This is a genomic window from Blastococcus sp. CT_GayMR20, from assembly GCF_004570345.1.
The window spans coordinates 15,584-39,581 of sequence record NZ_SPQM01000030.1; the positions used below are offsets into that span (position 1 = coordinate 15,584).

The 23,998-nt window shown below is 73.4% G+C and carries 30 protein-coding genes and 1 riboswitch; of the genes, 11 read left to right on the top strand and 19 right to left on the bottom strand.

The features are described from left to right. Positions 1-121: 121 nt before the first annotated feature. Positions 122-310, bottom strand: a complete 189-nt coding sequence (locus E4P40_RS28875) for a VOC family protein (RefSeq protein WP_245160233.1) — start codon at positions 308-310, stop codon at positions 122-124. Positions 311-467: 157 nt separating this feature from the next. Between E4P40_RS28875 and E4P40_RS09640 the strand changes: the two genes are divergently transcribed. Continuing rightward, positions 468-1,283: a DUF72 domain-containing protein gene (locus E4P40_RS09640; protein ID WP_135158440.1), complete on the top strand. Its 816-nt coding sequence runs from the start codon at positions 468-470 to the stop codon at positions 1,281-1,283. Here the strand turns inward: E4P40_RS09640 and E4P40_RS09645 are convergent. Together E4P40_RS09645 and E4P40_RS09650 are read right to left on the bottom strand one after the other, a co-directional pair. Continuing rightward, positions 1,280-2,278 (bottom strand): Gfo/Idh/MocA family oxidoreductase, encoded by a 999-nt coding sequence (locus E4P40_RS09645; RefSeq protein WP_135158441.1) that lies wholly within the window; start codon positions 2,276-2,278, stop codon positions 1,280-1,282. The genes E4P40_RS09640 and E4P40_RS09645 overlap by 4 nt on opposite strands. After that, entirely contained in the window at positions 2,275-2,646 is a 372-nt protein-coding gene (locus E4P40_RS09650; protein WP_209305242.1) for a VOC family protein, read from the bottom strand. Before E4P40_RS09650 ends, E4P40_RS09645 begins: the two co-directional genes overlap by 4 nt. A gap of 9 nt (positions 2,647-2,655) precedes the next feature. On the opposite strand from E4P40_RS09650, the gene E4P40_RS09655 reads away from it, so the two are divergent. Next, entirely contained in the window at positions 2,656-2,925 is a 270-nt protein-coding gene (locus E4P40_RS09655) for a DUF4031 domain-containing protein (RefSeq protein WP_135158442.1), read from the top strand. Here E4P40_RS09655 and E4P40_RS09660 read toward each other — a convergent pair. After that, positions 2,873-3,535 carry a metal-dependent phosphohydrolase gene (locus E4P40_RS09660; protein WP_135158443.1) on the bottom strand — a complete coding sequence of 221 codons (663 nt, stop codon included), beginning with the start codon at positions 3,533-3,535 and terminating at the stop codon, positions 2,873-2,875. The two genes, E4P40_RS09655 and E4P40_RS09660, sit on opposite strands and share 53 nt — an antisense overlap. After that, positions 3,532-4,107, bottom strand: coding sequence for a M20/M25/M40 family metallo-hydrolase (locus E4P40_RS29525; RefSeq protein WP_348519641.1), 576 nt, complete (start codon positions 4,105-4,107; stop codon positions 3,532-3,534). The genes E4P40_RS09660 and E4P40_RS29525 overlap by 4 nt, the downstream gene beginning before the upstream one ends. On the opposite strand from E4P40_RS29525, the gene E4P40_RS09665 reads away from it, so the two are divergent. Both E4P40_RS09665 and E4P40_RS09670 read left to right on the top strand, forming a co-directional pair. Further along, a complete protein-coding gene (locus E4P40_RS09665) occupies positions 4,084-4,884 on the top strand; it encodes a M20/M25/M40 family metallo-hydrolase (RefSeq protein WP_348519642.1) in 801 nt (266 codons plus the stop codon). The two genes, E4P40_RS29525 and E4P40_RS09665, sit on opposite strands and share 24 nt — an antisense overlap. Then, positions 4,881-5,543: a metal-dependent phosphohydrolase gene (locus E4P40_RS09670; RefSeq protein ID WP_135158443.1), complete on the top strand. Its 663-nt coding sequence runs from the start codon at positions 4,881-4,883 to the stop codon at positions 5,541-5,543. The genes E4P40_RS09665 and E4P40_RS09670 overlap by 4 nt, the downstream gene beginning before the upstream one ends. Here the strand turns inward: E4P40_RS09670 and E4P40_RS09675 are convergent. Beyond that, entirely contained in the window at positions 5,491-5,760 is a 270-nt protein-coding gene (locus tag E4P40_RS09675) for a DUF4031 domain-containing protein (protein WP_135158442.1), read from the bottom strand. The two genes, E4P40_RS09670 and E4P40_RS09675, sit on opposite strands and share 53 nt — an antisense overlap. Positions 5,761-5,769: 9 nt before the next feature. On the opposite strand from E4P40_RS09675, the gene E4P40_RS09680 reads away from it, so the two are divergent. Both E4P40_RS09680 and E4P40_RS09685 read left to right on the top strand, forming a co-directional pair. Next, the gene (locus E4P40_RS09680) at positions 5,770-6,141 is read left to right on the top strand and encodes a VOC family protein (protein WP_209305242.1); all 372 of its coding nucleotides are present in this window, start codon (positions 5,770-5,772) and stop codon (positions 6,139-6,141) included. Beyond that, entirely contained in the window at positions 6,138-7,136 is a 999-nt protein-coding gene (locus E4P40_RS09685; protein WP_135158441.1) for a Gfo/Idh/MocA family oxidoreductase, read from the top strand. The genes E4P40_RS09680 and E4P40_RS09685 overlap by 4 nt, the downstream gene beginning before the upstream one ends. On the opposite strand, the gene E4P40_RS09690 is transcribed toward E4P40_RS09685, so the two are convergent. Then, positions 7,133-7,948 carry a DUF72 domain-containing protein gene (locus E4P40_RS09690; protein WP_135158440.1) on the bottom strand — a complete coding sequence of 272 codons (816 nt, stop codon included), beginning with the start codon at positions 7,946-7,948 and terminating at the stop codon, positions 7,133-7,135. The genes E4P40_RS09685 and E4P40_RS09690 overlap by 4 nt on opposite strands. Before the next feature lie 157 nt (positions 7,949-8,105). Here E4P40_RS09690 and E4P40_RS28885 point away from each other — a divergent pair, with 157 nt between their 5' ends. Next, positions 8,106-8,294, top strand: a complete 189-nt coding sequence (locus tag E4P40_RS28885; RefSeq protein WP_245160233.1) for a VOC family protein — start codon at positions 8,106-8,108, stop codon at positions 8,292-8,294. A gap of 128 nt (positions 8,295-8,422) precedes the next feature. On the opposite strand, the gene groL is transcribed toward E4P40_RS28885, so the two are convergent. From groL to thrC, 3 genes are all read right to left on the bottom strand, one after another. Then, positions 8,423-10,051 carry a chaperonin GroEL gene (gene groL / locus E4P40_RS09700; protein ID WP_135158439.1) on the bottom strand — a complete coding sequence of 543 codons (1,629 nt, stop codon included), beginning with the start codon at positions 10,049-10,051 and terminating at the stop codon, positions 8,423-8,425. Between the two features lie 284 nt (positions 10,052-10,335). Next, the gene (locus E4P40_RS09705) at positions 10,336-10,536 is read right to left on the bottom strand and encodes a cold-shock protein (RefSeq protein ID WP_135158438.1); all 201 of its coding nucleotides are present in this window, start codon (positions 10,534-10,536) and stop codon (positions 10,336-10,338) included. Positions 10,537-10,733: 197 nt separating this feature from the next. Next, positions 10,734-12,053 carry a threonine synthase gene (gene thrC / locus E4P40_RS09710; RefSeq protein WP_209305241.1) on the bottom strand — a complete coding sequence of 440 codons (1,320 nt, stop codon included), beginning with the start codon at positions 12,051-12,053 and terminating at the stop codon, positions 10,734-10,736. A 12-nt stretch (positions 12,054-12,065) separates the two neighbouring features. Beyond that, positions 12,066-12,199: riboswitch (SAM riboswitch) on the bottom strand. 60 nt (positions 12,200-12,259) lie between these two features. Here thrC and E4P40_RS09715 point away from each other — a divergent pair. Both E4P40_RS09715 and E4P40_RS09720 read left to right on the top strand, forming a co-directional pair. Further along, a complete protein-coding gene (locus E4P40_RS09715) occupies positions 12,260-13,090 on the top strand; it encodes an HAD hydrolase family protein (protein ID WP_135158437.1) in 831 nt (276 codons plus the stop codon). A 5-nt stretch (positions 13,091-13,095) separates the two neighbouring features. Continuing rightward, positions 13,096-13,539 (top strand): DUF1801 domain-containing protein, encoded by a 444-nt coding sequence (locus tag E4P40_RS09720; protein ID WP_135158436.1) that lies wholly within the window; start codon positions 13,096-13,098, stop codon positions 13,537-13,539. Here E4P40_RS09720 and E4P40_RS09725 read toward each other — a convergent pair. The 6 genes from E4P40_RS09725 to E4P40_RS09750 all read right to left on the bottom strand — a co-directional run bounded on the left by E4P40_RS09725 (position 13,476) and on the right by E4P40_RS09750 (position 20,697). Further along, positions 13,476-14,387 (bottom strand): ABC transporter permease subunit, encoded by a 912-nt coding sequence (locus E4P40_RS09725; protein WP_135158435.1) that lies wholly within the window; start codon positions 14,385-14,387, stop codon positions 13,476-13,478. The two genes, E4P40_RS09720 and E4P40_RS09725, sit on opposite strands and share 64 nt — an antisense overlap. Beyond that, entirely contained in the window at positions 14,384-17,251 is a 2,868-nt protein-coding gene (locus E4P40_RS09730; protein ID WP_245160232.1) for an alpha/beta fold hydrolase, read from the bottom strand. Before E4P40_RS09730 ends, E4P40_RS09725 begins: the two co-directional genes overlap by 4 nt. An 88-nt stretch (positions 17,252-17,339) precedes the next feature. After that, positions 17,340-18,434: a LytR C-terminal domain-containing protein gene (locus E4P40_RS09735; RefSeq protein WP_135158433.1), complete on the bottom strand. Its 1,095-nt coding sequence runs from the start codon at positions 18,432-18,434 to the stop codon at positions 17,340-17,342. A 381-nt stretch (positions 18,435-18,815) separates the two neighbouring features. Continuing rightward, positions 18,816-19,139: a DUF3263 domain-containing protein gene (locus tag E4P40_RS09740; RefSeq protein WP_135158432.1), complete on the bottom strand. Its 324-nt coding sequence runs from the start codon at positions 19,137-19,139 to the stop codon at positions 18,816-18,818. A gap of 127 nt (positions 19,140-19,266) precedes the next feature. Continuing rightward, positions 19,267-20,184: an EamA family transporter RarD gene (rarD, locus tag E4P40_RS09745; protein ID WP_135158431.1), complete on the bottom strand. Its 918-nt coding sequence runs from the start codon at positions 20,182-20,184 to the stop codon at positions 19,267-19,269. Between the two features lie 81 nt (positions 20,185-20,265). Next, positions 20,266-20,697 (bottom strand): CBS domain-containing protein, encoded by a 432-nt coding sequence (locus E4P40_RS09750; protein ID WP_135158430.1) that lies wholly within the window; start codon positions 20,695-20,697, stop codon positions 20,266-20,268. A gap of 87 nt (positions 20,698-20,784) precedes the next feature. On the opposite strand from E4P40_RS09750, the gene E4P40_RS09755 reads away from it, so the two are divergent. Further along, a complete protein-coding gene (locus E4P40_RS09755; protein ID WP_135158429.1) occupies positions 20,785-21,183 on the top strand; it encodes a DUF5313 family protein in 399 nt (132 codons plus the stop codon). Positions 21,184-21,240: 57 nt separating this feature from the next. Here E4P40_RS09755 and E4P40_RS09760 read toward each other — a convergent pair whose 3' ends face one another. Next, on the bottom strand, positions 21,241-21,447 hold the full coding sequence (locus tag E4P40_RS09760; RefSeq protein WP_135158428.1) for a dodecin: 207 nt from the start codon (positions 21,445-21,447) through the stop codon (positions 21,241-21,243). 231 nt (positions 21,448-21,678) lie between these two features. Here E4P40_RS09760 and E4P40_RS09765 point away from each other — a divergent pair, with 231 nt between their 5' ends. Beyond that, positions 21,679-22,269 carry a sigma-70 family RNA polymerase sigma factor gene (locus E4P40_RS09765; RefSeq protein ID WP_135158427.1) on the top strand — a complete coding sequence of 197 codons (591 nt, stop codon included), beginning with the start codon at positions 21,679-21,681 and terminating at the stop codon, positions 22,267-22,269. Here the strand turns inward: E4P40_RS09765 and E4P40_RS09770 are convergent. Continuing rightward, positions 22,266-22,454, bottom strand: coding sequence for a hypothetical protein (locus E4P40_RS09770; protein WP_135158426.1), 189 nt, complete (start codon positions 22,452-22,454; stop codon positions 22,266-22,268). The genes E4P40_RS09765 and E4P40_RS09770 overlap by 4 nt on opposite strands. A gap of 29 nt (positions 22,455-22,483) precedes the next feature. Next, a partial coding sequence (locus E4P40_RS28890; protein WP_135158425.1) for a helix-turn-helix transcriptional regulator occupies positions 22,484-23,998 on the bottom strand: 1,515 nt, incomplete at its 5' end.

Sequence of the window (23,998 nt, forward strand, 5' to 3'; positions counted from 1 at the left end):
CACCCGCATCGTGTGACACCAGCACTGCCCGGCAGGGGCGGTCCGCTTCGGCGGGCCGCCCCTGTCGGCATCTCCGGGAGGCGATACCGACAGCAACTTCGGGAAGTTGCGGCTGCGGCCCTCACTCCGGCGAGAAGACGCAGAACTCGTTGCCCTCGGGGTCGGCGAGCACGTCCCACTCGATGGCGTAGTCGGGGGTGGTGTCGACGTCCCGGGGCCGGATCAGCGTGGCGCCCGCGGTGAGCAGCGCCTGGGTGTCGCCGATGACGTCGAAGTGCATGCGGTTCTTCGCGACCTTGGGCTCGGGCACGGCACGATCCACATCAGCGGTCCGGCCCCCGACGGGTCGACGATCGGCAGGGGTTGGTTTTCAGTCGGCGAGCGTCTGGTGGTCGCGGGCGTCGAGGCAGAGGTCCTTGAACCGGGCGGGTGCGTCAGCCATGACTGCGGAGGGTAGGCGGCACACCGTGACCGTGATCATCGGGACCTCGGGGTGGCAGTACCGCGACTGGCGCGGCCTGTTCTACCCGCCGAAGCTGCCCCAGCGGCTCTGGCTGGAGCACTACGAGCAGTTCTTCGCGACGGTCGAGAGCAACAACGCCTTCTACCGGCTGCCCGAGCGGGAGACGTTCGTGAAGTGGCGCGAGCGGACCCCGCCGGACTTCCGCTGGGCGGTCAAGGCGTCCCGGTTCCTCACGCACATCAAGCGCCTGCGCGAGCCGCAGGAACCCGTCGGCCGGCTCATGGAGCGCGCCGCCGGGCTGGGGGAGAAGCTCGACACGATCCTGCTGCAGCTCCCGCCGACGCTGAAGGCCGACGCCGACCTGCTCCGCGAGTGCCTGGCGCAGTTCCCCGGCGGCACGCGGGTCGCCGTCGAGCCGCGCCACGACAGCTGGTGGACCGACGAGATCCGGGCCCTCCTCGAGCGCTACGGGGCCGCGCTGTGCTGGGCCGACCGCGACGAGAAGCCCGTCGCCCCCCTCTGGCGGACCGCCGACTGGGGCTACCTGCGCTTCCACCACGGCTTCGAGAGCTGGCGGTACCGCTCCGAGACGCTCCAGCTCTGGGCCGACCGCCTCGCTGCCACCTGGCCGGCGGACGAGGACGTGCTCGTCTACTTCAACAACGACCCCGGCGGGGCGGCGACGATCGACGCCGTCCACTTCGCCGAGGCCGTGCGCCGGGCGGGCGGGACGCCGACCCGTGTGCCCACCGCCGGCCAGGCCACCGGCCTGGCCTGGCAGCCGGACCAGAAGACGCCGGGCCTCCCGGCGCCGGCCTAGCCGAGGACGGCGACATCCTCGGCGTGCCGGACGCCGAGCTGATCGGCCGCCTCCCCGAGCACCGTCTGGACGGCGAGGGTGTCGGCCAGCGGCATGACCGCGCTCTCCGACCTGCCCGCGCGCACACCCTCGGAGACCTCGATCAGCTCGTGCGCGTAACCGGCGCCGAGGGGCGCACGGGTGATCGTCTCGGGCTCGGCGCCGGCGCGGTGCAGCACGATCGTGTGCGGGTGGTGGAAGCGCGGCGGGACGTCGATCCAGCCCGTGGTCCCGAAGACCCGGGCCTGGCCGGGCAGGGCGTTGCGCAGCGAGGTCATCAACGCCGCCGACCGACCGTCGCCGTGGTCCAGCAGCAGCGACGCCTCGGCGTCCGCGCCGGAGGGGAACAGCGATCCGGCGGCGGTGACGCGCGACGGCGTCCCGAGCAGCATCTGGGCGAAGGAGACGACGTAGACGCCGAGGTCGAGCAGCGCCCCGCCACCCTGCGCGAGGTCGAACAGCCGGTCGGCGGGGTCGTACTCCCGGGACACCCCGAGATCGGCCTGCACCGAGCGCACCTCGCCGATCGCGCCGTCGGCGACGAGCTCCCGGAGGGCGACGACGGCCGGCTGGAACCGCGTCCACATCGCCTCCATGACGAAGACACCGGTCTCGCGGGCGAGGTCGACCACCTCCTGGGCACCGGCGGTCGTCGCGGTGAAGGCCTTCTCGACCAGCAGCGCCTTGCCCGCGCGCAGCGCTCCCAGCGCGAGCGCGTGGTGCTGGGGATGCGGGGTCGCGAGGTAGAGGACGTCGACGTCCGGGTCGGCGAGGATCTCGGCGTACGACCCGTAGGCGCGCTCCTGACCGTGCCGGCCGGCGAAGGCCTCCGCGCGTTCCAGCGAGCGCGATGCGACGGCCACGGCTCGCGCTCCGTCGACGACGGCGAAGTCCTCGACCACCTTCTCCGCGATGCGGCCCGGCCCGACGACTCCCCAGCGGATCTCCCGATTCACGCCCGAGACGGTAGCGGCGACCCGAACCGGAGCAGGTTGCCGTCCGGGTCGATGTGCCATCCCTCGCGCAGCCCGTAGTCGGTGTCGACCGGGGCGCCGGTCCGCTCCACGCCGGCCCACTCCGCGGCGAGGGCGTCGGCGTCGGGCACGTGCAGGTACGCCGCGGCCGCCGTCCGCAGCGGGTCGTGGTCGGCCACGACGGTCAGGTGCAGCTCGATCCCGGCCCGGGCGGCGAACCCGTACGTCGCGTCGTGGGTCGACACGGAGCAGCCGAGCGCGGCGTAGTGAGCCAGCGCCCTGGGCAGGTCGGCCACCGGGAAGATCGGCGAGACCCGGACCTCCGGGTGGGCGTGCGGCATGCCGGGCACACTGCCATCGTGGCAGTGCTGATCGACACCCCCGTGTGGCACTGGCGGGGGCGGCTCTGGTCCCACCTGGTCAGCGACGTGTCCTACGACGAACTGCACGCCTTCGTCGCCCAGGAGCTCGGCATCCCGCGGCGGGCGTTCCAGGGCGACCACTACGACATCCCGGAGGACCTCTACGACGTCGCCGTCGGGGCCGGGGCAGAGCCGGTCGGCGCCCGCGAGCTGCTCAGCCGCCTGCTGTCGGCGGGGTTGCGGGTCCGGAAGCCGCGCGGCGCCTGAGCAGCGTCAGCTCCGCCGTCAGGTTCGCGCGCGCCGGCTCCGTCCACCGCCGGGCGGCCTCCGGCGTCCGGAAGAGCCTCGTCAGTGCGAGCAGGTGCTCCAGGACGGCGATCCGCCCGACGGTGAACTCCTCGTCGGACAGGTGCCCGTACTCCTCGCGCACCGCGGACGCGTACGCCGCGTAGGCGTCGGGCGGACCGGCCAGGACGGCGAGGTCGGCGTCGCACAGCACGGCACCGTTCGCATCGCCGTCCTCCGGGTCGTGCCCGGCGGTGAGGAGCACGAGGCGCCCGACCTCGTCGACGCGCCCGTCCGGGACCAGCCCGCGCAGCCCCGCCCGCGCCCGGCCGGCGCTGACCTCCTCGTTGTCCGCACGCTGCGGGTCGTAGGCGACGTCGTGGTACCAGGCGGCCAGCCGGACGGCATCGGGGTCGACGGCCGCCTCGGCCAGCTGCCCGACCAGCCCGAGGACGGCGGCCAGGTGCGCGAGGTCGTGGTACCGGCGGTGCGGCTCGCTCCAGGCGGCGACCAGCGCGGCCCACTCCGTGCGGGACGTGGGGGAGTCGCCGGCCAGCTCGGCCCACGCCTCGAACCCGACGAGGCCGGTCACCGGACCCCGCAGGTGCGCAGGGTGAGCAGCGCGAAGGCCCGCGCGGCGGTGACGACCGCGGCGACCGGCACCTTCTCGAGCGGTCCGTGCGCGAGGTGGAGGTCTCCCGGCCCGTAGTGCAGCGTCGGGACCCCTGCTCCCACGTACTGGCGCAGGTCGGTGCCGGCGGCGACCGCCCGCTCGTCGGTGGCACCGCCGCCGGCGTCGGCCACGGCCGCCAGGACCAGGGGCAGCAGCCGGTGCCCGGCGGGGAGCTCCCCGCTGGCGAACGCGCCCCCGACCCAGGTCACCCGCACCGGGTGCTCGGCCAGCCACGGGTCGGCGGCGCAGATCTCCCGGAGCCGCGCCTCGAACGCCTCCTTCGCCACCGACACCGGCTCGCCCAGGCGGACGCCGTAGCGCCCCTCCGCCACCAGCCGGTCGGGCACGGAGCTCGCCCAGTCCCCGGCCCGGACCCGGCCGATCGACAGGCCGTAGGGGTACCGCTCGCCCCAGAAGCGCGGGTCGGCGTCCTTCTGGCGCTCCTCCTCCAGCTGCTGCAGCCCGGCGTGCACGACGGCGAACTTCTCCACCGCGCTCACCCCCCGGTCGCGCATGGCGGCGGTCTCGGCGCCTGGGCCACGATCCGGCGCGGGCACCTCGGCGATCTCTGCGTCATCCCCGAGCCGACCGCGGGGTCGGTGGTGACGGCGCACGCCGGGGCGCTGACGTTCCGGCTCGAGATCCGGGGCCACGCCGCGCACGCCGCCATGCGCGACCGGGGGGTGAGCGCGGTGGAGAAGTTCGCCGTCGTGCACGCCGGGCTGCAGCAGCTGGAGGAGGAGCGCCAGAAGGACGCCGACCCGCGCTTCTGGGGCGAGCGGTACCCCTACGGCCTGTCGATCGGCCGGGTCCGGGCCGGGGACTGGGCGAGCTCCGTGCCCGACCGGCTGGTGGCGGAGGGGCGCTACGGCGTCCGCCTGGGCGAGCCGGTGTCGGTGGCGAAGGAGGCGTTCGAGGCGCGGCTCCGGGAGATCTGCGCCGCCGACCCGTGGCTGGCCGAGCACCCGGTGCGGGTGACCTGGGTCGGGGGCGCGTTCGCCAGCGGGGAGCTCCCCGCCGGGCACCGGCTGCTGCCCCTGGTCCTGGCGGCCGTGGCCGACGCCGGCGGCGGTGCCACCGACGAGCGGGCGGTCGCCGCCGGCACCGACCTGCGCCAGTACGTGGGAGCAGGGGTCCCGACGCTGCACTACGGGCCGGGAGACCTCCACCTCGCGCACGGACCGCTCGAGAAGGTGCCGGTCGCCGCGGTCGTCACCGCCGCGCGGGCCTTCGCGCTGCTCACCCTGCGCACCTGCGGGGTCCGGTGACCGGCCTCGTCGGGTTCGAGGCGTGGGCCGAGCTGGCCGGCGACTCCCCCACGTCCCGCACGGAGTGGGCCGCGCTGGTCGCCGCCTGGAGCGAGCCGCACCGCCGGTACCACGACCTCGCGCACCTGGCCGCCGTCCTCGGGCTGGTCGGGCAGCTGGCCGAGGCGGCCGTCGACCCCGATGCCGTCCGGCTGGCCGCCTGGTACCACGACGTCGCCTACGACCCGCAGCGTGCGGACAACGAGGAGGTCAGCGCCGGCCGGGCGCGGGCGGGGCTGCGCGGGCTGGTCCCGGACGGGCGCGTCGACGAGGTCGGGCGCCTCGTGCTCCTCACCGCCGGGCACGACCCGGAGGACGGCGATGCGAACGGTGCCGTGCTGTGCGACGCCGACCTCGCCGTCCTGGCCGGTCCGCCCGACGCCTACGCGGCGTACGCGTCCGCGGTGCGCGAGGAGTACGGGCACCTGTCCGACGAGGAGTTCACCGTCGGGCGGATCGCCGTCCTGGAGCACCTGCTCGCACTGACGAGGCTCTTCCGGACGCCGGAGGCCGCCCGGCGGTGGACGGAGCCGGCGCGCGCGAACCTGACGGCGGAGCTGACGCTGCTCAGGCGCCGCGCGGCTTCCGGACCCGCAACCCCGCCGACAGCAGGCGGCTGAGCAGCTCGCGGGCGCCGACCGGCTCTGCCCCGGCCCCGACGGCGACGTCGTAGAGGTCCTCCGGGATGTCGTAGTGGTCGCCCTGGAACGCCCGCCGCGGGATGCCGAGCTCCTGGGCGACGAAGGCGTGCAGTTCGTCGTAGGACACGTCGCTGACCAGGTGGGACCAGAGCCGCCCCCGCCAGTGCCACACGGGGGTGTCGATCAGCACTGCCACGATGGCAGTGTGCCCGGCATGCCGCACGCCCACCCGGAGGTCCGGGTCTCGCCGATCTTCCCGGTGGCCGACCTGCCCAGGGCGCTGGCTCACTACGCCGCGCTCGGCTGCTCCGTGTCGACCCACGACGCGACGTACGGGTTCGCCGCCCGGGCCGGGATCGAGCTGCACCTGACCGTCGTGGCCGACCACGACCCGCTGCGGACGGCGGCCGCGGCGTACCTGCACGTGCCCGACGCCGACGCCCTCGCCGCGGAGTGGGCCGGCGTGGAGCGGACCGGCGCCCCGGTCGACACCGACTACGGGCTGCGCGAGGGATGGCACATCGACCCGGACGGCAACCTGCTCCGGTTCGGGTCGCCGCTACCGTCTCGGGCGTGAATCGGGAGATCCGCTGGGGAGTCGTCGGGCCGGGCCGCATCGCGGAGAAGGTGGTCGAGGACTTCGCCGTCGTCGACGGAGCGCGAGCCGTGGCCGTCGCATCGCGCTCGCTGGAACGCGCGGAGGCCTTCGCCGGCCGGCACGGTCAGGAGCGCGCCTACGGGTCGTACGCCGAGATCCTCGCCGACCCGGACGTCGACGTCCTCTACCTCGCGACCCCGCATCCCCAGCACCACGCGCTCGCGCTGGGAGCGCTGCGCGCGGGCAAGGCGCTGCTGGTCGAGAAGGCCTTCACCGCGACGACCGCCGGTGCCCAGGAGGTGGTCGACCTCGCCCGCGAGACCGGTGTCTTCGTCATGGAGGCGATGTGGACGCGGTTCCAGCCGGCCGTCGTCGCCCTCCGGGAGCTCGTCGCCGACGGCGCGATCGGCGAGGTGCGCTCGGTGCAGGCCGATCTCGGGGTGTCCCGGGAGTACGACCCCGCCGACCGGCTGTTCGACCTCGCGCAGGGTGGCGGGGCGCTGCTCGACCTCGGCGTCTACGTCGTCTCCTTCGCCCAGATGCTGCTCGGGACGCCGTCGCGCGTCACCGCCGCCGGATCGCTGTTCCCCTCCGGCGCGGACGCCGAGGCGTCGCTGCTGCTGGACCACGGCGACGGTCGGTCGGCGGCGTTGATGACCTCGCTGCGCAACGCCCTGCCCGGCCAGGCCCGGGTCTTCGGGACCACGGGCTGGATCGACGTCCCGCCGCGCTTCCACCACCCGCACACGATCGTGCTGCACCGCGCCGGCGCCGAGCCCGAGACGATCACCCGTGCGCCCCTCGGCGCCGGTTACGCGCACGAGCTGATCGAGGTCTCCGAGGGTGTGCGCGCGGGCAGGTCGGAGAGCGCGGTCATGCCGCTGGCCGACACCCTCGCCGTCCAGACGGTGCTCGGGGAGGCGGCCGATCAGCTCGGCGTCCGGCACGCCGAGGATGTCGCCGTCCTCGGCTAGGCCGGCGCCGGGAGGCCCGGCGTCTTCTGGTCCGGCTGCCAGGCCAGGCCGGTGGCCTGGCCGGCGGTGGGCACACGGGTCGGCGTCCCGCCCGCCCGGCGCACGGCCTCGGCGAAGTGGACGGCGTCGATCGTCGCCGCCCCGCCGGGGTCGTTGTTGAAGTAGACGAGCACGTCCTCGTCCGCCGGCCAGGTGGCAGCGAGGCGGTCGGCCCAGAGCTGGAGCGTCTCGGAGCGGTACCGCCAGCTCTCGAAGCCGTGGTGGAAGCGCAGGTAGCCCCAGTCGGCGGTCCGCCAGAGGGGGGCGACGGGCTTCTCGTCGCGGTCGGCCCAGCACAGCGCGGCCCCGTAGCGCTCGAGGAGGGCCCGGATCTCGTCGGTCCACCAGCTGTCGTGGCGCGGCTCGACGGCGACCCGCGTGCCGCCGGGGAACTGCGCCAGGCACTCGCGGAGCAGGTCGGCGTCGGCCTTCAGCGTCGGCGGGAGCTGCAGCAGGATCGTGTCGAGCTTCTCCCCCAGCCCGGCGGCGCGCTCCATGAGCCGGCCGACGGGTTCCTGCGGCTCGCGCAGGCGCTTGATGTGCGTGAGGAACCGGGACGCCTTGACCGCCCAGCGGAAGTCCGGCGGGGTCCGCTCGCGCCACTTCACGAACGTCTCCCGCTCGGGCAGCCGGTAGAAGGCGTTGTTGCTCTCGACCGTCGCGAAGAACTGCTCGTAGTGCTCCAGCCAGAGCCGCTGGGGCAGCTTCGGCGGGTAGAACAGGCCGCGCCAGTCGCGGTACTGCCACCCCGAGGTCCCGATGATCACGGTCACGGTGTGCCGCCTACCCTCCGCAGTCATGGCTGACGCACCCGCCCGGTTCAAGGACCTCTGCCTCGACGCCCGCGACCACCAGACGCTCGCCGACTGAAAACCAACCCCTGCCGATCGTCGACCCGTCGGGGGCCGGACCGCTGATGTGGATCGTGCCGTGCCCGAGCCCAAGGTCGCGAAGAACCGCATGCACTTCGACGTCATCGGCGACACCCAGGCGCTGCTCACCGCGGGCGCCACGCTGATCCGGCCCCGGGACGTCGACACCACCCCCGACTACGCCATCGAGTGGGACGTGCTCGCCGACCCCGAGGGCAACGAGTTCTGCGTCTTCTCGCCGGAGTGAGGGCCGCAGCCGCAACTTCCCGAAGTTGCTGTCGGTATCGCCTCCCGGAGATGCCGACAGGGGCGGCCCGCCGAAGCGGACCGCCCCTGCCGGGCAGTGCTGGTGTCACACGATGCGGGTGGCGGGACTCAGAAGTCCATGCCGCCCATGCCGCCGTCGCCGCCGGGCATGGCCGGAGCGTTCTTCTCCGGCTTGTCGGCGATGACGGCCTCGGTGGTGAGGAAGAGCGCCGCGATGGAGGCGGCGTTCTGCAGCGCCGAGCGGGTCACCTTGGCGGGGTCGATGATCCCGCTGGCGACGAGGTCCACGTACTCGCCGGTGGCGGCGTTGAGGCCCCAGCCGGTCTCGGAGTTGCGGACCTTCTCCGCGACGACGCCACCCTCGAGGCCGGCGTTGATCGCGATCTGCTTCAGCGGCGCCTCGAGCGCGACGCGCACGATGTTGGCACCGGTCGCCTCGTCACCGTCGAGCTCGAGCTTCTCGAACGCGACAGTGGTCGCCTGCGCGAGAGCGACGCCACCACCGGCGACGATCCCCTCCTCGACGGCGGCCTTGGCGTTGCGCACCGCGTCCTCGATGCGGTGCTTGCGCTCCTTGAGCTCGACCTCCGTCGCGGCGCCGGCCTTGATGACGGCGACGCCACCGGCCAGCTTGGCCAGGCGCTCCTGCAGCTTCTCGCGGTCGTAGTCGGAGTCCGACTTCTCGATCTCGGCGCGGATCTGGTTGACGCGACCGGTGATCTGGTCGGCGTCACCCGCACCCTCGATGATCGTCGTCTCGTCCTTGGTGGTGACGAACTTGCGCGCGCGGCCCAGGAGGGACAGGTCGGCGTTCTCGAGCTTGAGACCGACCTCCTCGCTGACGACCTGACCACCAGTGAGGATGGCGATGTCGGCCAGCATGGCCTTGCGGCGGTCACCGAAGCCCGGCGCCTTGACGGCGACGGACTTGAAGGTGCCGCGGATCTTGTTGACCACCAGGGTCGCGAGGGCCTCACCCTCGACGTCCTCGGCGATGATCGCCAGCGGCTTGCCCGACTGCATGACCTTCTCGAGCAGCGGGAGCAGGTCCTTGACGGAGCTGATCTTGCTGTTGACGACCAGGATGTACGGGTCGTCGAGCACGGTCTCCATGCGCTCGGGGTCGGTCACGAAGTACGCCGACAGATGACCCTTGTCGAAGCGCATGCCCTCGGTGAGCTCGAGCTCGAGGCCGAAGGTGTTGCTCTCCTCGACGGTGATGACACCTTCCTTGCCGACCTTGTCCATGGCCTCGGCGATGAGCTCACCGATGGCGGGGTCGGCGGCGGAGATCGAGGCGGTGGCGGCGATCTGCTCCTTGGTCTCGACGTCCTTGGCGGTCGAGAGGAGGTACTCGCTGACGGCCTCGACGGCCTTCTCGATGCCCTTCTTCAGGGCCATCGGGTTCGCGCCGGCGGCGACGTTGCGCAGACCCTCGCGCACGAGCGCCTGGGCCAGCACGGTGGCGGTGGTGGTGCCGTCACCCGCGACGTCGTCGGTCTTCTTCGCGACCTCCTTGACGAGCTCGGCCCCGATCTTCTCCCACGGGTCCTCGAGCTCGATCTCCTTGGCGATGCTCACACCATCGTTGGTGATGGTGGGGGCGCCCCACTTCTTCTCGAGTACGACGTTGCGGCCCTTGGGGCCGAGCGTCACCTTGACGGCGTCGGCGAGGGTGTTCATCCCTCGCTCGAGGCCACGGCGCGCCTCTTCGTCGAACGCGATCATCTTGGCCATGTGGTGATGTCCTCCATGCATTTGATCGCTGCACGGCCGGGTTGGTGCCCGCGACGGACGACACCGGGCACGTGGGCGCTCCTTCGGCCCACGGACCGGTACCTCACCGTTCCGACCTGATTGGCACTCAGGAGCCCCGAGTGCCAGAAACGAGTCTGGCACTCGACCCCTGCGAGTGCAAGAACGGGGGGTGACCGCCCGCTGTTCCCGCGGCTACGACGGGACGACGCAGGCCCGGTCCCCCGTGCGGGGAACCGGGCCTGTGCCGGTGCTGACTGCTGGGTTCAGGCCGCGGTGACCTGGTCCGCCTGGGGGCCCTTGGCGCCCTGGACGACCTCGAAGTTGACCCGCTGGCCCTCTTCGAGGTTCTTGTACCCGTCCATCTGGATGGCCGAGTAGTGGACGAAGACGTCCTGGCCGCCGTCGACGGCGATGAAGCCGAAGCCCTTCTCGGCGTTGAACCACTTCACGGTGCCCTGTGCCACGTGTGCTCCCACGTTCGTGCGTACGGACGGTCCCTCTGGATCGGGGAACCGGGTCTAGCTCTTCCGCCCGCTCGAACACGAACATGGAACTGGAACCGCGCGAGAACGTACATCAGGAAATGCCCGGTGGCGGTACTTCGACGCCGGACTGTTGCCGGATCGGGCGACGGGTCGGCCGCCGATCCGGGTCCCTGGCGTCAGCCGATGAGGCCGGCCGCTCGCGCCGACTTCAGCGACGGCTCCACCCGGTGGGTGGGGCCGACGACCGGCTCGAGCGGGTCGAGCGTCTTCAGGCCCTCCCCGGTGTTGAGGACGACGGTCTCCTTCGACGGGTCGAGCCGGCCGTTCTCCACCAGCTGGCGGAGCACCGCGACCGTCACGCCGCCTGCCGTCTCGGCGAAGACGCCGGTGGTCCGCGCCAGGTCCCGGATCCCCTGCACGATCTCGTCGTCCCCGACGCGGCCGACCGAACCGCCGGTGCGGCGGATGGCGTCGAGGGCGTACGGGCCGTCGGCCGGGTTGCCGATGTTCAGCGACTTCGCGATGCCGAAGGGCTTCACCGGCTGGACGACGTCCCAGCCCTGCTCGAAGGCGGTGGCGATCGGGTCGCACCCCGCGGACTGGGCACCGAAGATCGTCCACTCGGTGGCCTCGACGATGCCGGCGGCGGTGAGCTCGCGGAACGCCTTGTCCACCTTGGTCAGCAGCGACCCGGACGCCATCGGGATGACGACCTGGGCCGGGATCCGCCAGCCGAGCTGCTCGGCGATCTCGTAGCCCATCGTCTTGGAACCCTCGGCGTAGTACGGCCGGACGTTCTGGTTGACGAAGGCGGTGTCCTCGAACTCGTCGGTCTCGGCCAGCTCGCTGGTGAGGCGGTTGACGTCGTCGTAGGAGCCGTCGACGGCGACCAGGGTCTGGCCGTAGACCGCCGACTGCACGACCTTGCCCGGCTCCAGGTCGCTCGGGATGAACACGAAGGACGGGATGCCGACGCGGGCGGCGTGCGCGGCCACCGAGTTCGCGAGGTTGCCCGTCGAGGCGGCCGCGATCCTCGTGTAGCCCAGGCCCTTGGCCGCCGTGGCGGCCAGCGACACGACGCGGTCCTTGAAGGAGTGCGTGGGATTGGCCGAGTCGTCCTTCACCCAGAGCCCGCCGGTGATGCCGAGCTCGGCGGCCAGCCGGTCGGCGCGCACCAGCGGCGTCAGGCCGGGGTCGAGGCTGACCCGGTCGGCCGGGTCCTGCCCCACGGGCAGCAGCCCGGCGTAGCGCCAGATGTTGTGCGGGCCCGCCTCGATCTGCTCGCGGGTCACGGCCTTCATCAGCTCGGGGTCGTAGTCGACCTCGAGCGGGCCGAAGCACTCGGCACAGGCGTGCTCGGCGATCAGTCCGAACGTCGCCCCGCAGTTGCGGCACACCAGGCCGCGCGCGGGACAGGCAGGAACGGGGCCACCGGCGGATGGGTCCGCCTGGGCCGCTGCGCTCACCTCGGTGGTGCTGGGATCGGTCAGAGTCATGCGACGACTACCTCCTCATCTTCCCCGCACCGGGCCGTCGAGCCGCGCGGGACGGAATTGGCACCTCCCGCCTGTCGCAGCTGTGCGACGGGCGGCGGTTGCCGGGGCTTCATCGGGCCGTGTCCCTCTGCCCCTCTGGATGAGTGGAACGCCGTGAACTCTACCCAGTGCCGGTTCGACGCCTGCCGCTGGCCAGGATGTGAGATGTGACCACCCGCATCGTCTACACCGACCTCGACGGCACGATGGTCGGCCCGCGGGGCTCTTTCTGGCACACCGCCCGTCGCGATCTGACCGCCGATCCCGCCGCCGCGCTGCTGGCCCTCCACGAGGCCGAGGTGCCGTTGGTGCTGGTCAGCGGCCGGACGCTCGAGCAGGTCGTCGAGGCGGCCCGCATCTTCGCCGCGGACGGCGCCATCGCGGAGCTGGGCGCCACGATCACCTGGGACGCCGGTCGGGGCACCCATCGGCTCACCGGCGCCCTGCCTGCCGAGTACGACGGCCGGGCGCCGATGGACGTGATGGCCGAACTGGGGATCGTCGAGCGGCTCATCGCCGAGCACCCGGGCCGGCTGGAGTGGCACGCGCCGTGGCACGCCACGCACACCACCGACGCCCTCCTCCGTGGGCGGGTGGACCCGCTCTCCGTCGACGCCTGGCTCGCCGAGCGGGGCGCCGGCTGGCTCACCCTCAAGGACAACGGCGCCATCCCGGCGACGTCCCGGATGACCCTGGACGACGACCCGCTGCCGCCGCGGGTCTACCACCTGATGCCGCGCGGCATCTCCAAGGGCGCAGCCGTCGCCTGGGACCTCGAACGGCGGGGCCTCACCCCTGACGACGCCGTGGCGATCGGTGACAGCGTCAGCGACCTGGACATGGCGCCCGCGGTCGGCAGGCTGTTCATCACCGCGAACGGCGCGGCCGTGGACGGGATGGCCGGCCTGCTGGGGGCTGTCCCCAATGCGTCGGTGACCGATGCCCCCATGGGCGAGGGCTGGGCGCAGGCCGTGCTCGCCAGCGTCCGGGAGGGATGACCGGGATGCCACGCCGTGCGGACGACGTCGACGGCTTCGTGGCCGCCCTGGACCACCCGCTGACGGCTGGCATCGAGCGGCTGCGCGCCGCGATCCTGGAGGCGGACGACGGGATCAGCGAGCACGTGAAGTGGAACGCGCCCAGCTTCTGCTACGGCGGCGTCGACCGCGTGACCTTCCGTCTGCAACCCGGGAACCGACTGCAGCTGATCCTCGACCGGGGCGCGAAGGTGCGGGACGACGCCGCCGACTTCCGCTTCGAGGACCCGTCGGGCCTGCTGGAGTGGGTCACGGCCGATCGCGCCGTCATCAGGTTCCGGGACACCGGCCCCGTCCAGGGGCACCGCCCCGAGCTTGCAGGGGTGGGGAGGACGGGGTCCTTCCGTCAGCTGGTGACGTCGCGCCGGGCGAAGTGCCGGAAGGCGAGGAACGTGAAGATCGCCGAGTAGACCAGCGACTGGATCACCCCGCGGTAGAGGTCGGCGGAGTCGACCGGGGTCTGCAGCAGGTCGGTCCAGGCGAACTCCTCGGCGGTCGGGAACCAGTCGCGGATCGCGCCCAGCTGCTCGACCTGGTCGAGGATGGCGAAGACGAACATCGTGAAGACGGCGCCGCCCACGGCGGCCAGCGGTGCGTCGGTGATCGTGGAGAACCAGAAGGCCAGCGTGCCGACCACCAGCAGGTGGACGGCGAGGTAGCCGAGCATCCCGGCGAGCCGCAGCAGGCCCTCGCCCTGGCCGAGGGTCACCCCGACCGGCGTCTGGATGTCCTCGAAGCCGAATGCGATGCCACCGGCCACGACCGCCACCGTCGCCAGCGTGACCAGCGCCCCGACCGACAGCACCAGCGCCGCGTAGAACTTCTGGCGCAGCAGCCGCATGCGCGGGACCGGAGTCGCGAGCGTGTACCGCAGCGACCCCCACTGCGCCTCGCTGGCCACGGTGTCGCCGAAGCAGAGCGCGTAGACGACGACCAGGAAGAAGCCCGTGGTCGCGAAGAGCACGAACAGCGTGAAGTTCAGCCCGCTGGACGTGGCGACGTCGACCAGGTTGATCCGGTTGTTCTCGGCCGCCTCCTCGCTCGCCCCGAGCTGCAGGGCGCCGATGAGGATCAGCGGGAGGGCGACCATCAGCGCGACGACGCCGATGGTGCGGCGGCGCTTGAACTGCCGGCGCAGCTCCACCGACAGCCGCAGCGTCCGCTCCGGCCGGTAGCCGCCCACGGCGCCGGTCGGCTGCACGTGCGCGGTGTCGCGGGGCGCGCTGAACGCCGACTTCGCGGCCGACTCCGTCGTCATGATTCCCCCACCAGGGCCAGGAAGGCGTCTTCGAGCCGTCGTCGCGGCGTGAACTGGTCGACCTCGATGCCGGCTCCCACGAGCGCCTGCAGGGCCGCCGCCCGGCCGTAGCCGTCCAGGTCGGCCACGAGCCCCTCGTCGGTGCGCTCGGCGGTGACGCCGGGCAACCCCTCCAGGACGGCGATGGCGCGGTCCATGTCGTTGTCGTCGACCAGCCCGATCGACACCGCACCTCCGGTGCCGACGATCTCCTCCACCGTGCCCTGTGCGATCTTCTGCCCCTTGGCCATGACGACCACGTGGCTGCAGGTCTGCTCGATCTCGCTGAGCAGGTGGCTGGAGACGATGACCGTGCGACCTGTCGCCGCGTAGGAGCGCAGCACCTCGCGCATCGCGTGGATCTGCGGCGGGTCCAGCCCGTTGGTCGGTTCGTCGAGCACCAGCAGGTCGGGCAGCCCGAGCATGGCCTGCGCGATCGCGACCCGCTGGCGCATGCCCTGGCTGTAGCGGCGCACCGGCCGGTCGATCGCGGAGCCGAGGCCGGCCACCGCGATGGCCTCCTCCATGTGCGCGTCCGCAGCCGGGCGTCCGGTGGCCGCCCAGTACAGCGTGAGGTTGTCGCGCCCCGAGAGGTGCGGCTGCAGGCCCGTGCCCTCGACGAAGGAGCCGAGGCGGGACAGGACCGGCGCCCCGGGGCCGGCCGCGTGTCCGAAGACGCTGATCCGTCCCTCGGTCGGCCGGATGAGGCCCATGAGCATCCGCAGCGAGGTGGTCTTGCCGGCACCGTTCGGACCGAGCAGCCCGAGCACCTGGCCGCGCCGTACCTCGAAGGACAGGTCCCGGACGGCGACGAAGCCGTCCTTGTACGCCTTGCTGACGCCCTCGAAGCGCAGCGGCACGTCCTCGCCGTCCGGCTCCACCGCGGAGACCCGCCGGCGCCGGCGACGTCCCCAGAGGACCGCCACGAGCCACCCGAGCAGCCCGAGGCCCACCAGCACCCCGAGCAGCACCCACCACTGGGAGGTGCCCGCCTCGGTCTGGGTGCGGCCCCCGACCTGCGGCACCGCGAGGTCCGCCGCCCCCGCGGCGAGACCGCCGCCGGTGAGCCCGACCGAGTAGACCGCCGACTCGGCGGGCAGCGCGAAGGCCTGGTCGGTCGAGGAGACCACCAGCCGCATGGTGTGGCCGGCCTCGAAGCGGTGCACGATCCCGGGCAGCGTGATCTCGACCGGCGTCGGGTCGGTCGGATCGGTCGACAGCCCGGTCAGTGCCAGTGGCGCGACCAGCCCGCCGGGCAGCGTCGTCCCGCCACCGGGCCCGACGTCGTAGAGCTTGGCGAACAGCGTGGCCGACCCCGCGGGGGCAGCCACCGCGATCTCGACCGTGGGTGCGCCGACCACCTCGACCGCGTCGTCCAGGGGTTCGCTCTCGAAGGCGGCGAACTGGCCGGGGATCTCCAGCGTCGTCCCGCCCAGTGCGGCGGTCAGCGCGCCGAGCCCGGGCACCGTGGTGAGCGCGGCCGGCGTGCCGCCGGCCGGGGTCACGACGGGCTGGATCGGGCCCGAGAGCGCGACCACGCCGCGCTCGGCGGGCTCCTCGCCCGCCAGACCCGGGTAGTTGCCGGTGACGACCGTCTGGTTGCCGCCCTGCACGCCGACCCCGCCGGTCGCTGCGATCCCGGTGGGCGCCGGGAACTGGAAGCCGGTGCCCGGGTCCTCGCCCTGGCCGCGGAGGTGGAAGTCGAACCAGCCCGCGACCTGCTCCCGCAGGTCCCCGGTGACCCGGTCCGAGGCCGGGGAGTCGTGGCCACCGTTGAACCAGACGACCTTCACGGGGGTGCCGTCGGCGGCGATGCCCCGGGCGTTGGCGTCGGCCTGGCCGAGGCCGAACAGCGAGTCCTGCGTGCCCTGGACGAGCAGGGTCGGCGCCTCGATCCGGTCGAGGACGCCGGCCGGGCTGCTGCGGTCGAGGACGCCGGCGATCTCCGGTGTGAGCGTGCCCGTCGCCGCGGCGGTCTGGTAGGCCGCGCAGATGTCGGCGCGGAACCGGCCGCAGGTCAGTGCCTGCTCCACCACCGCCGGGTCGAGGGATCCCGGGTCGAGGCCCTCGAGGCTGGCGCCGTTCGACGGGGCGTCGTCCCCGTTCCCGGTGCCCCCGAGGGCGTCGAGGAGGCCGCCGGTCGGCACGGAGCCGACGCCGAAGAACAGCCCCGACCACAGCCGCTTGTAGACCCCGGTCGCCGCGGCCTGAGGCGTCGCGGCGACGGTCTCGGCGCCGTCGGTGTCACCGGTCTGGGAGGGGAAGAGGGCCGCGGTCAGCGAGTTCCAGGTGATCTGCGGCGCGATGGCGTCGACCCGGTCGTCGTAGGCCGCACCCAGCAGCGCCAGCGCGCCGCCGTAGGAGCCGCCGGCCACCCCGACCCGCGGGTCCCCGTCGTCGTCGAGCTCGACCTCGTCGCGGTCGGCCAGCAGGTCGATCAGCGTGGAGAGGTCGGCGATCTCGTAGCGCGGGTCGTTCAGCCCGATCTGCCCGGTGCTCTCGCCGAAGCCGCGGGCGGAGTAGGTGAGGACGACGTAGCCGCGCCCGGCCAGGTCGCGGGCGTCGTCGGCCACCGAGTCCTTGCTGCCGCCGAAGCCGTGTGCGAGGACCACCGCGGGGGCCGGGTCCTCGCCGCCCGGGAGGTACAGGGTCGTGTCCAGCTCGACGGCGTCGGCGCCGGAGCCCGACTCGACCCGGGCCTCCTCGGTGGCGACGTCCTCGGCGGCCGCCGCCGAGGGGGCGACCGCGAGCAGGCCGCACGAGAGCAGCAGCGGGAGCAGGGCAGCGAGCGTCCGGCGAGCGCCGGGGCGCGGGCGGGGACGCACGTGCCCGCGGGAGGGACGCACGAAGCGGCCAACGGACGGCGGCCGGGACATGTTCCGCTGCCGAGGAGTCAGCCTCCCCGGCGGAGGATCAGGGCTGCCAGTCGCCGGCGGCGACGACGACGAGACCCGGCGCCACGACCTCGGCCGGGAGCTCGAAGAAGCGGGGGGTCGGGCCCTGCAGCTGCGGGAACTGCTCGATCAGCTGCAGCGCGGCCTGCCGCTGGTTCTCGTCGCCCTCGGTGAAGAACACGGTGGAGGCGGCGACGTCACCGGCGGTGTACGCGCCGACGCCCGGCGACTCCCAGCCGGCGCCGACGATGGTCTCCGAGATCTTGGCGGCCAGGCCGTTGACCTCGGTGGAGTTGAGGACCGTGACCGGGACCCGGACGGGTGCTGCGGCGACGGGCGGCTCGATCTCGACGGGCGTGGTCGGCAGGTCGGGAAGTGCGTCGGTGGTGGGAACGGTCGGCGGGGCGGCGTCGGAGCTCAGCGGGCTGTTCGACGCCGCGTCGGTGGTCTGCGGCGAGACGACCGTGTACACGCCGAGCACACCCAGGGCGACGATGGTCATGGCCACCAGACCCTTGATGACGCGGTGGGACCGTCGTCCGCCCTCTTCCTCCTCGAGCACCGCGACGGCGGAGCCCCGCTGCTTCTGCGCCTTGCGGCGGGCGGCGTCGGCGGCCTGGCGCTCGGCACGGACGGCGGCACGGCCGCCCACGGCCGGGCCGGTCGCGGGGCCGCGGACGGCGGTCATCTCGACGTCGGACTCGTCGTCGTAACCGTCGGCCGGGACGACGGCGTTGCCGCGGCGGCGGGAGACGGGGCGCTCGGGGATCGCGGTCGTGCCGGGCGCGACGTCGAAGGCGTCAGGACCCATCGGCGCCTCGTCCAGCGCGGGGATCTCGCCGGAACGCGAGGGCTTGGTCCAGTCGCCGTAGGCGGGCGCCGAGGAGCCGGCCGCCGTCGTCTGGCGCGGGAGGCGGGGGGACGAGCCGGACGAGCGCAGGCCGGACCCACCGGTGGAGACGAAGGCGGACTCCGACTCGTGCCAGGCGCTGCGGGGGCGCTCCGGGACGGAGGCGCCCGAACGGGGGCGCTTGCGGCGCTCGACCGGGGGCGCGGCGGGAGCAGAGGCCATCTGGGCGGCGATCGGCGAGGGCCTGACGTCGTCCACGGCCATGGCGAGGGGCTCCGGCGACGGGACGGCCTGGAAGGGAGCCGCCGTGGTCAGGGGGCCGACGGGGGAGGCCGCCGGCGCAGCGGAGGGGCGCGCGGCGGAGCGTGCGGGAGCCGGGACGGGGGGCAGCGGAAGTCGCGAGCGGGACAGCTGCCGGGCGTCGGCCGGGACGGGACGGGCGGGACGACGTGCGACGTCGTCGGACCGGTCACGGCCGCGGGAGGTCGGGTGGTCGTTCAGGTCCGCGGCCGGCCCTCGCCAAAGGGCGTCAGGGACGTCCGTCCGGCGGCGTCCGGCAGCCACCGGGGGGCGCCCCCAGTCCCGACCGTCACTGTCTGAATCGCCGTGCCTGCCCACGGTGAGTAAATCTAACCGGTGTAACTCTCATTGGACAGGACCCTGGGACGAACGTGTTCGTTGCCGCGCGAGTCGCAGCCGTCGGAGGCGCCGGACGAGCAGCGGATCGAGGGCCAGCGCGTCCGGCCGGTCGACCAGCGCGTTGAGCACCTGGTAGTACCGCGTCGGGGTCACCCCGAAGCGGTCGCGGATCGCCGTCTCCTTGGCGCCGGCCTGCCGCCACCAGTGCCGCTCGAACGTCAGCATGTCGTGCTCCCGGCGGGACAGCCCCGGGGCCGGGACCTGCATGGAGACCTCCCCGGACCCCTCGACCCGGGGCGGGGAGACCACGGGGGGTAGGTCGTCGGTCATGCGTCGTCGTTCTCCTGCCGTGCCTGGCTCCCGCGGTGCCCGCCGGAGCTCAGGGCCGACCGTAGCCGGGGGTACCGACGTTTCCGGCCGCCGGCACGAGCGCCCGGGGACAGCCGTCCGGCGTCCCTCAGAGACCGGCCGGAACCGTCTCGGCCGAGGGAGGGCGACTCGTCGCCCGGGCGTGTCGCAGCATGTCGGCCGTGAACACCGCCAGGGCGACCCAGACGATGGCGAAACCGGCCAGCCGTACGGGCGGCATGGGCTCCTCGTAGACGAAGACGCCGATCGCCAACTGCATCAGGGGCGTGAGGTACTGCAGGAGTCCGACCGTCGACAGCGGGATCCGCCGGGCGGCGGCCGCGAACAGCAGCAGCGGGATCGCCGTCGCGACGCCGGACCCGACCAGGAGCGCGGCGTGACCGGCACCCGCGTGGCCGAACGTCCCCCCGCCGTCGCCGTGCAACACGGCGAGCACGACGATCGCCGGCGCCGCCACCAGGAGCGTCTCGACGAACAGGCCCGGTGCCGCCTCGACGCGGACGATCTTCTTCATCAGCCCGTAGAGGGCGAAGGTCAGGGCCAGCGTCAGGGCGATCCAGGGCGGCCGGCCGTAGTCGACGGTCAGGACGGCGACGGCCACCGCGGCGATGCCCACCGCTCCCCACTGGAGGGGCCGTAGGCGCTCGCTGAACACGAGGACGCCGAGCACGACGCTGACCAGCGGGTTGATGAAGTAACCGAGCGAGGTCTCGACCACGTGCCCGGAGTTCACCCCGTAGACGAAGACGAGCCAGTTGGCCGCGATGAGCACCGCCGCCCCGGTGAGCACCAGCAGCCGCCTCCGGTCGGTCACCAGCGCCCGCACGTGCGACCACCGTCGGACCGCCGTCAGGAGCAGCCCGATGAACAGCAGCGACCAGAGCACCCGGTGGGCGACGATCTCCAACCCGCCGGCGGGCTTGAGGAGCGGGAAGTAGAGCGGGAACAGGCCCCACAGCGAGTACGCCGCCAGCCCGGAGAGCACTCCCAGGCGACGCTCGTCCACGGCCGCACCGTACGCCCGGGGCGGCCCGCTCCGGGCACTGGATCCTGAGCCGGGCTCACGACCGCGGCCGCGCCGGGTCGGCTATGTCGTCTGGATGTACTCGACCATGTGCTTGCGCTCCTCCTCGAGCTCGTCGAGGCGGGCCTTCACGACGTCGCCGATCGACACGATGCCGACGAGGACTCCCCCGTCGACGACCGGCACGTGGCGGACACGGTGGTCGGTCATCGTCTGCGCGAGCTCGTGCACGCTGGCGTTCGGCGAGCAGGTGTGGACCTGTGCCGTCATCACGCTGGCCACCGGCTCGGCCAGCAGCCCCGCCCCGTGGTCGTGCAGACCGCGCGCGACGTCCCGCTCGGAGATGATGCCGTCGATCCGCTGCCCGTCGGCGGAGACGACGATCGCCCCGATCCCCTTCTCGGCGAGGATGGCGAGCGCACTGCGCACGGACTCCCCGCCGTCGATCGTGGCGACCTCGCGGCCCTTGTGGCGGAGCACCTGGCTGATCTGCACACGAACCTCCTGCGCGAACGGTGCCGGGAGTCTGCACCCGCCCGGGCGCGACGGCAACGGTGCACTCTTCCGGCTTACCGTCGGGGGGTGCACAGGCAGCGACCAGGACCCCTGCAGTGGGTCTGGTACGCCCTCGGCGGCGGGCTCCCCCGCGAGCTCTCCCCCTGGGTGCTGGCCGACACGACCAGGCGCACGTGGATCGTCCGGCACCTGACCCGGTCCGTCGTCCAGATGCTGCCCGTGGTCGCGATCTGCCTCCTCGCCGTCCCCGTGCCGCTGGCCTACCGGCTCTCGGCCGCCGCCGGCGGTCTCCTGCTCGGGCTGATGTTCTCGATCGCCTTCATGACCGAGACCATCGAGCACCGGGTCGCCAAGGCCGGCTACCCGGCAGGGACGGCGGCGCGCATCCGGGCCGAGCGGACCGAGCGCGAGCGGGTGGAGCGGCGGGCCCCCTACCGACAGGACGGCGCCGGCAGCTTCGATTGAGAAAGGGCCCCGTCCCTCTCACCCCTCGCACGCTCGGGGCGAGCCTCCGGACGGGCCTCAGTCGACGCGGAAGCCGATCTTGAGGCGGACCTGGTAGTACGCCACGTCGCCGTCGACGACCTGACCGCGGATCTCCTCGGTCTGGAACCACTCGATGTTGCGGACGGTCTCCGCGGCCTTCCGGATCCCCGTCCGGATGGCGTCGTCGACGCTGGTGCTGCTGCTCCCGACGATCTCGCTCAACCGGTACACGTGGTCACTCACGGGTTCCTCCTGGTCGTCCGCCCTCCGGGACCACGACCCTGGCACGAGCGGTGCATCCGCGCAGCCCCTCCGGCCCTCCTCCGGACGGAGGTACGTACTCCTCGCGACGGATGCACGACGACGTACGTACGTAGTTCCGGGAGCTGCGAATACGTCGTCCGACGGATTTGGCGAAACGCCGATCTCACGAGGCTTCGAGGCGTTCACAGACGTCCTCGAAGGAGCCATCCGATGTCCGTTCTCGCCTACGCCGAAGCCCCCGCCACGGTCGTCACCGACGTCATCGACCGGGGGCCGCTGGAGAAGCTGGCCGCCGGCGACGAGGCCACCTGGCACGCGACGGTGCGGCGCTACGAGGGACTGCTCCGCTCCGCCGCGCGGGTGGTCCTGCGCAGCGACGCCGACGTCGACGAGGCCGTGCAGCGCACCTGGGTGCTGCTGCTCCGCAACGCCACGAAGATCAACGACCCGCGGGCGCTGCCCGGCTGGCTGTCGACCACGGCCCGCCGGGAGGCCCTCGCCATCCTCCGGGGCCAGCAGCGCGCCGTCCCCACCGAGGACGTCGCCGACCAGGTGGCGCCCGACGACCGCGACATGGCAACCGACCTCATGGACCGGGAGCTGCGCGCGGCCCTCGACCGGGCCGTCAGCAACCTGCCGGAGACCCAGCAGCGGATCGTCCGCGCCCTGCTCCGCGAGCCGGAGTCCTACGACGCGCTCAGCCTGGAGCTGGGCATCCCGCGGGGCAGCCTGGGCCCGCTGCGGGGCCGCGCGGTGAAGGCCCTGCGGGCGCAGCTGGAGCCGAGCCTGCGCGTCGCCTAGAGCTCGGGACGCCGCCGGGCGCGGACGACGTGCTGGACACCCTCGCGCAGGGCATCGCCCATCGTGAGGTCGGGAGTCGAGTCCACGACCTGCTTGAGCTCGGTGACGACGTCGTCGTCCAGTTCCACGGTCTCGTCCGGATCGTCGTTGTCCGGGTTGATCAGGGAGAGCCTGAACGGCGACATCGGTCGTCCTTCCGCAGCGGGGCCGGCTCCTACCGGGCGACCTTCACCGCGAGAGCTGCGGCCTGCGCACGGTTGGTGACCTGCAGCTTATGCAGAACGCGGGACACGTGTACCCCCACGGTGCGCTCGCTGATGAACAGTTTCCGGGCGATCTGCCGGTTGGTCGCACCCGTGCCCAGCAGCGCCAGCACCTCGTGCTCCCGGTCGGTCAGCCCGTAGGGCCGGTCCTCGACCGGAGTCCGTGGCACCGGCGCCGCCGAGAGGCGGGTGCGGGCCACGAACGCGTCCACCTCGGCCGCCAGCGGCGTCGCGCCGATCCGGCCGGCGATCTCCCGCGCGGCCCTCGCCGCCGCTGCGGCACGGTCCCGCCGTTTCGCGCCGGCGTGGCACTCCGCCTCCCGCAGCAGGCAGTAGGCCTCCTCGCGCGGGCGCTCCGCGGACCGCCACAGCCGGACGGCGTCGGCCCAGTCGTCGGCGGTGACCGTCCCCAGCGCACGGCCCAGCTCGTTCCGGGCGGTGCGGTGGTTGGCGCAGTGGTCGAGGTCGTCGTCGGAGTCCGGGACGACGGCGTCGAGCTCGGCAGCCATCCGCCCGACGCGCTCCTCCGACCGCCGGTCGGCGCCGCCGGGCAGCGCACGCCGGTCGGCCTCGACGCGCAGCGCGATCACGAGCAGCTCGGTGCGGAAGCGGGTGTCCTGCGTGGCGGCCAGCTTGCGGAGGGCGTCGTCCACGGTCCGGTAGGAGCCGTCGGCATCCCCCTCCTGCGCCAGCAGCTCCGCGGTCGCGCACGCGACCGCCGCGACGACCGGCGGCTCGTACGCCTCGAGCGGCGACGCGGCCGCCAGGCTGGCCCGGGCCCCCGCGGTGTTACCCATCCGCAGCCGCAGCTCGGCCCGCTCGATGTGCAGGTGCAGCGCCTGCCCCTGGACCGCGCGCCCGTCGAGCAGGTCGGCGAGGACCGCATCGCAGCGCTCGTAGTACCCCCGGCGGGTCAGCATGTTCGCGGCGTTCGAGGCCATCGCCGCCCCGACGGCGAGCTCCAGCCCGTACTCCGGCAGCAGGGCCAGCCCCTCCAGGGCGGCGGCGCACGCCTCCGCCGGGTGGCCGCCGATCTCGTAGGCCACCATCAGGTTGGCGTAGGCGCGGCACAGGACGGCGCGGTCCTCGACGTCGCGGGCCAGCCGCACCCCCTCGCGCAGCTGCTCGAGGCCCGTCGGGTCGTGGACGACCACGCCCGCCGTCCCGCGGGTCGTGAGGGCGTCGGCGAGGACTTCCCGGGTCCCGTGCTCGCGGGCGGCCGTGACCGACCGGTCGGCGAACCGGATCGCCTCCTCGAAGTCCGCCATGATGAAGGCGGCCCGCGCCTGGGCACCCCAGACCTGCGCGTGGCAGGCCGTCACCTCCGGCTCGAGCGCCGCGGCGGCCTCGGCGTAGGCGGCCCGGCTGCGCTCCGTCTGCCCGGCCTCCCAGAGGTAGCAGCCCAGCCGCTCCAGGGCGGTGGCCCGCTCCGCACCCCGGACGGGATCGCGGCGCAGCGCCTCCTC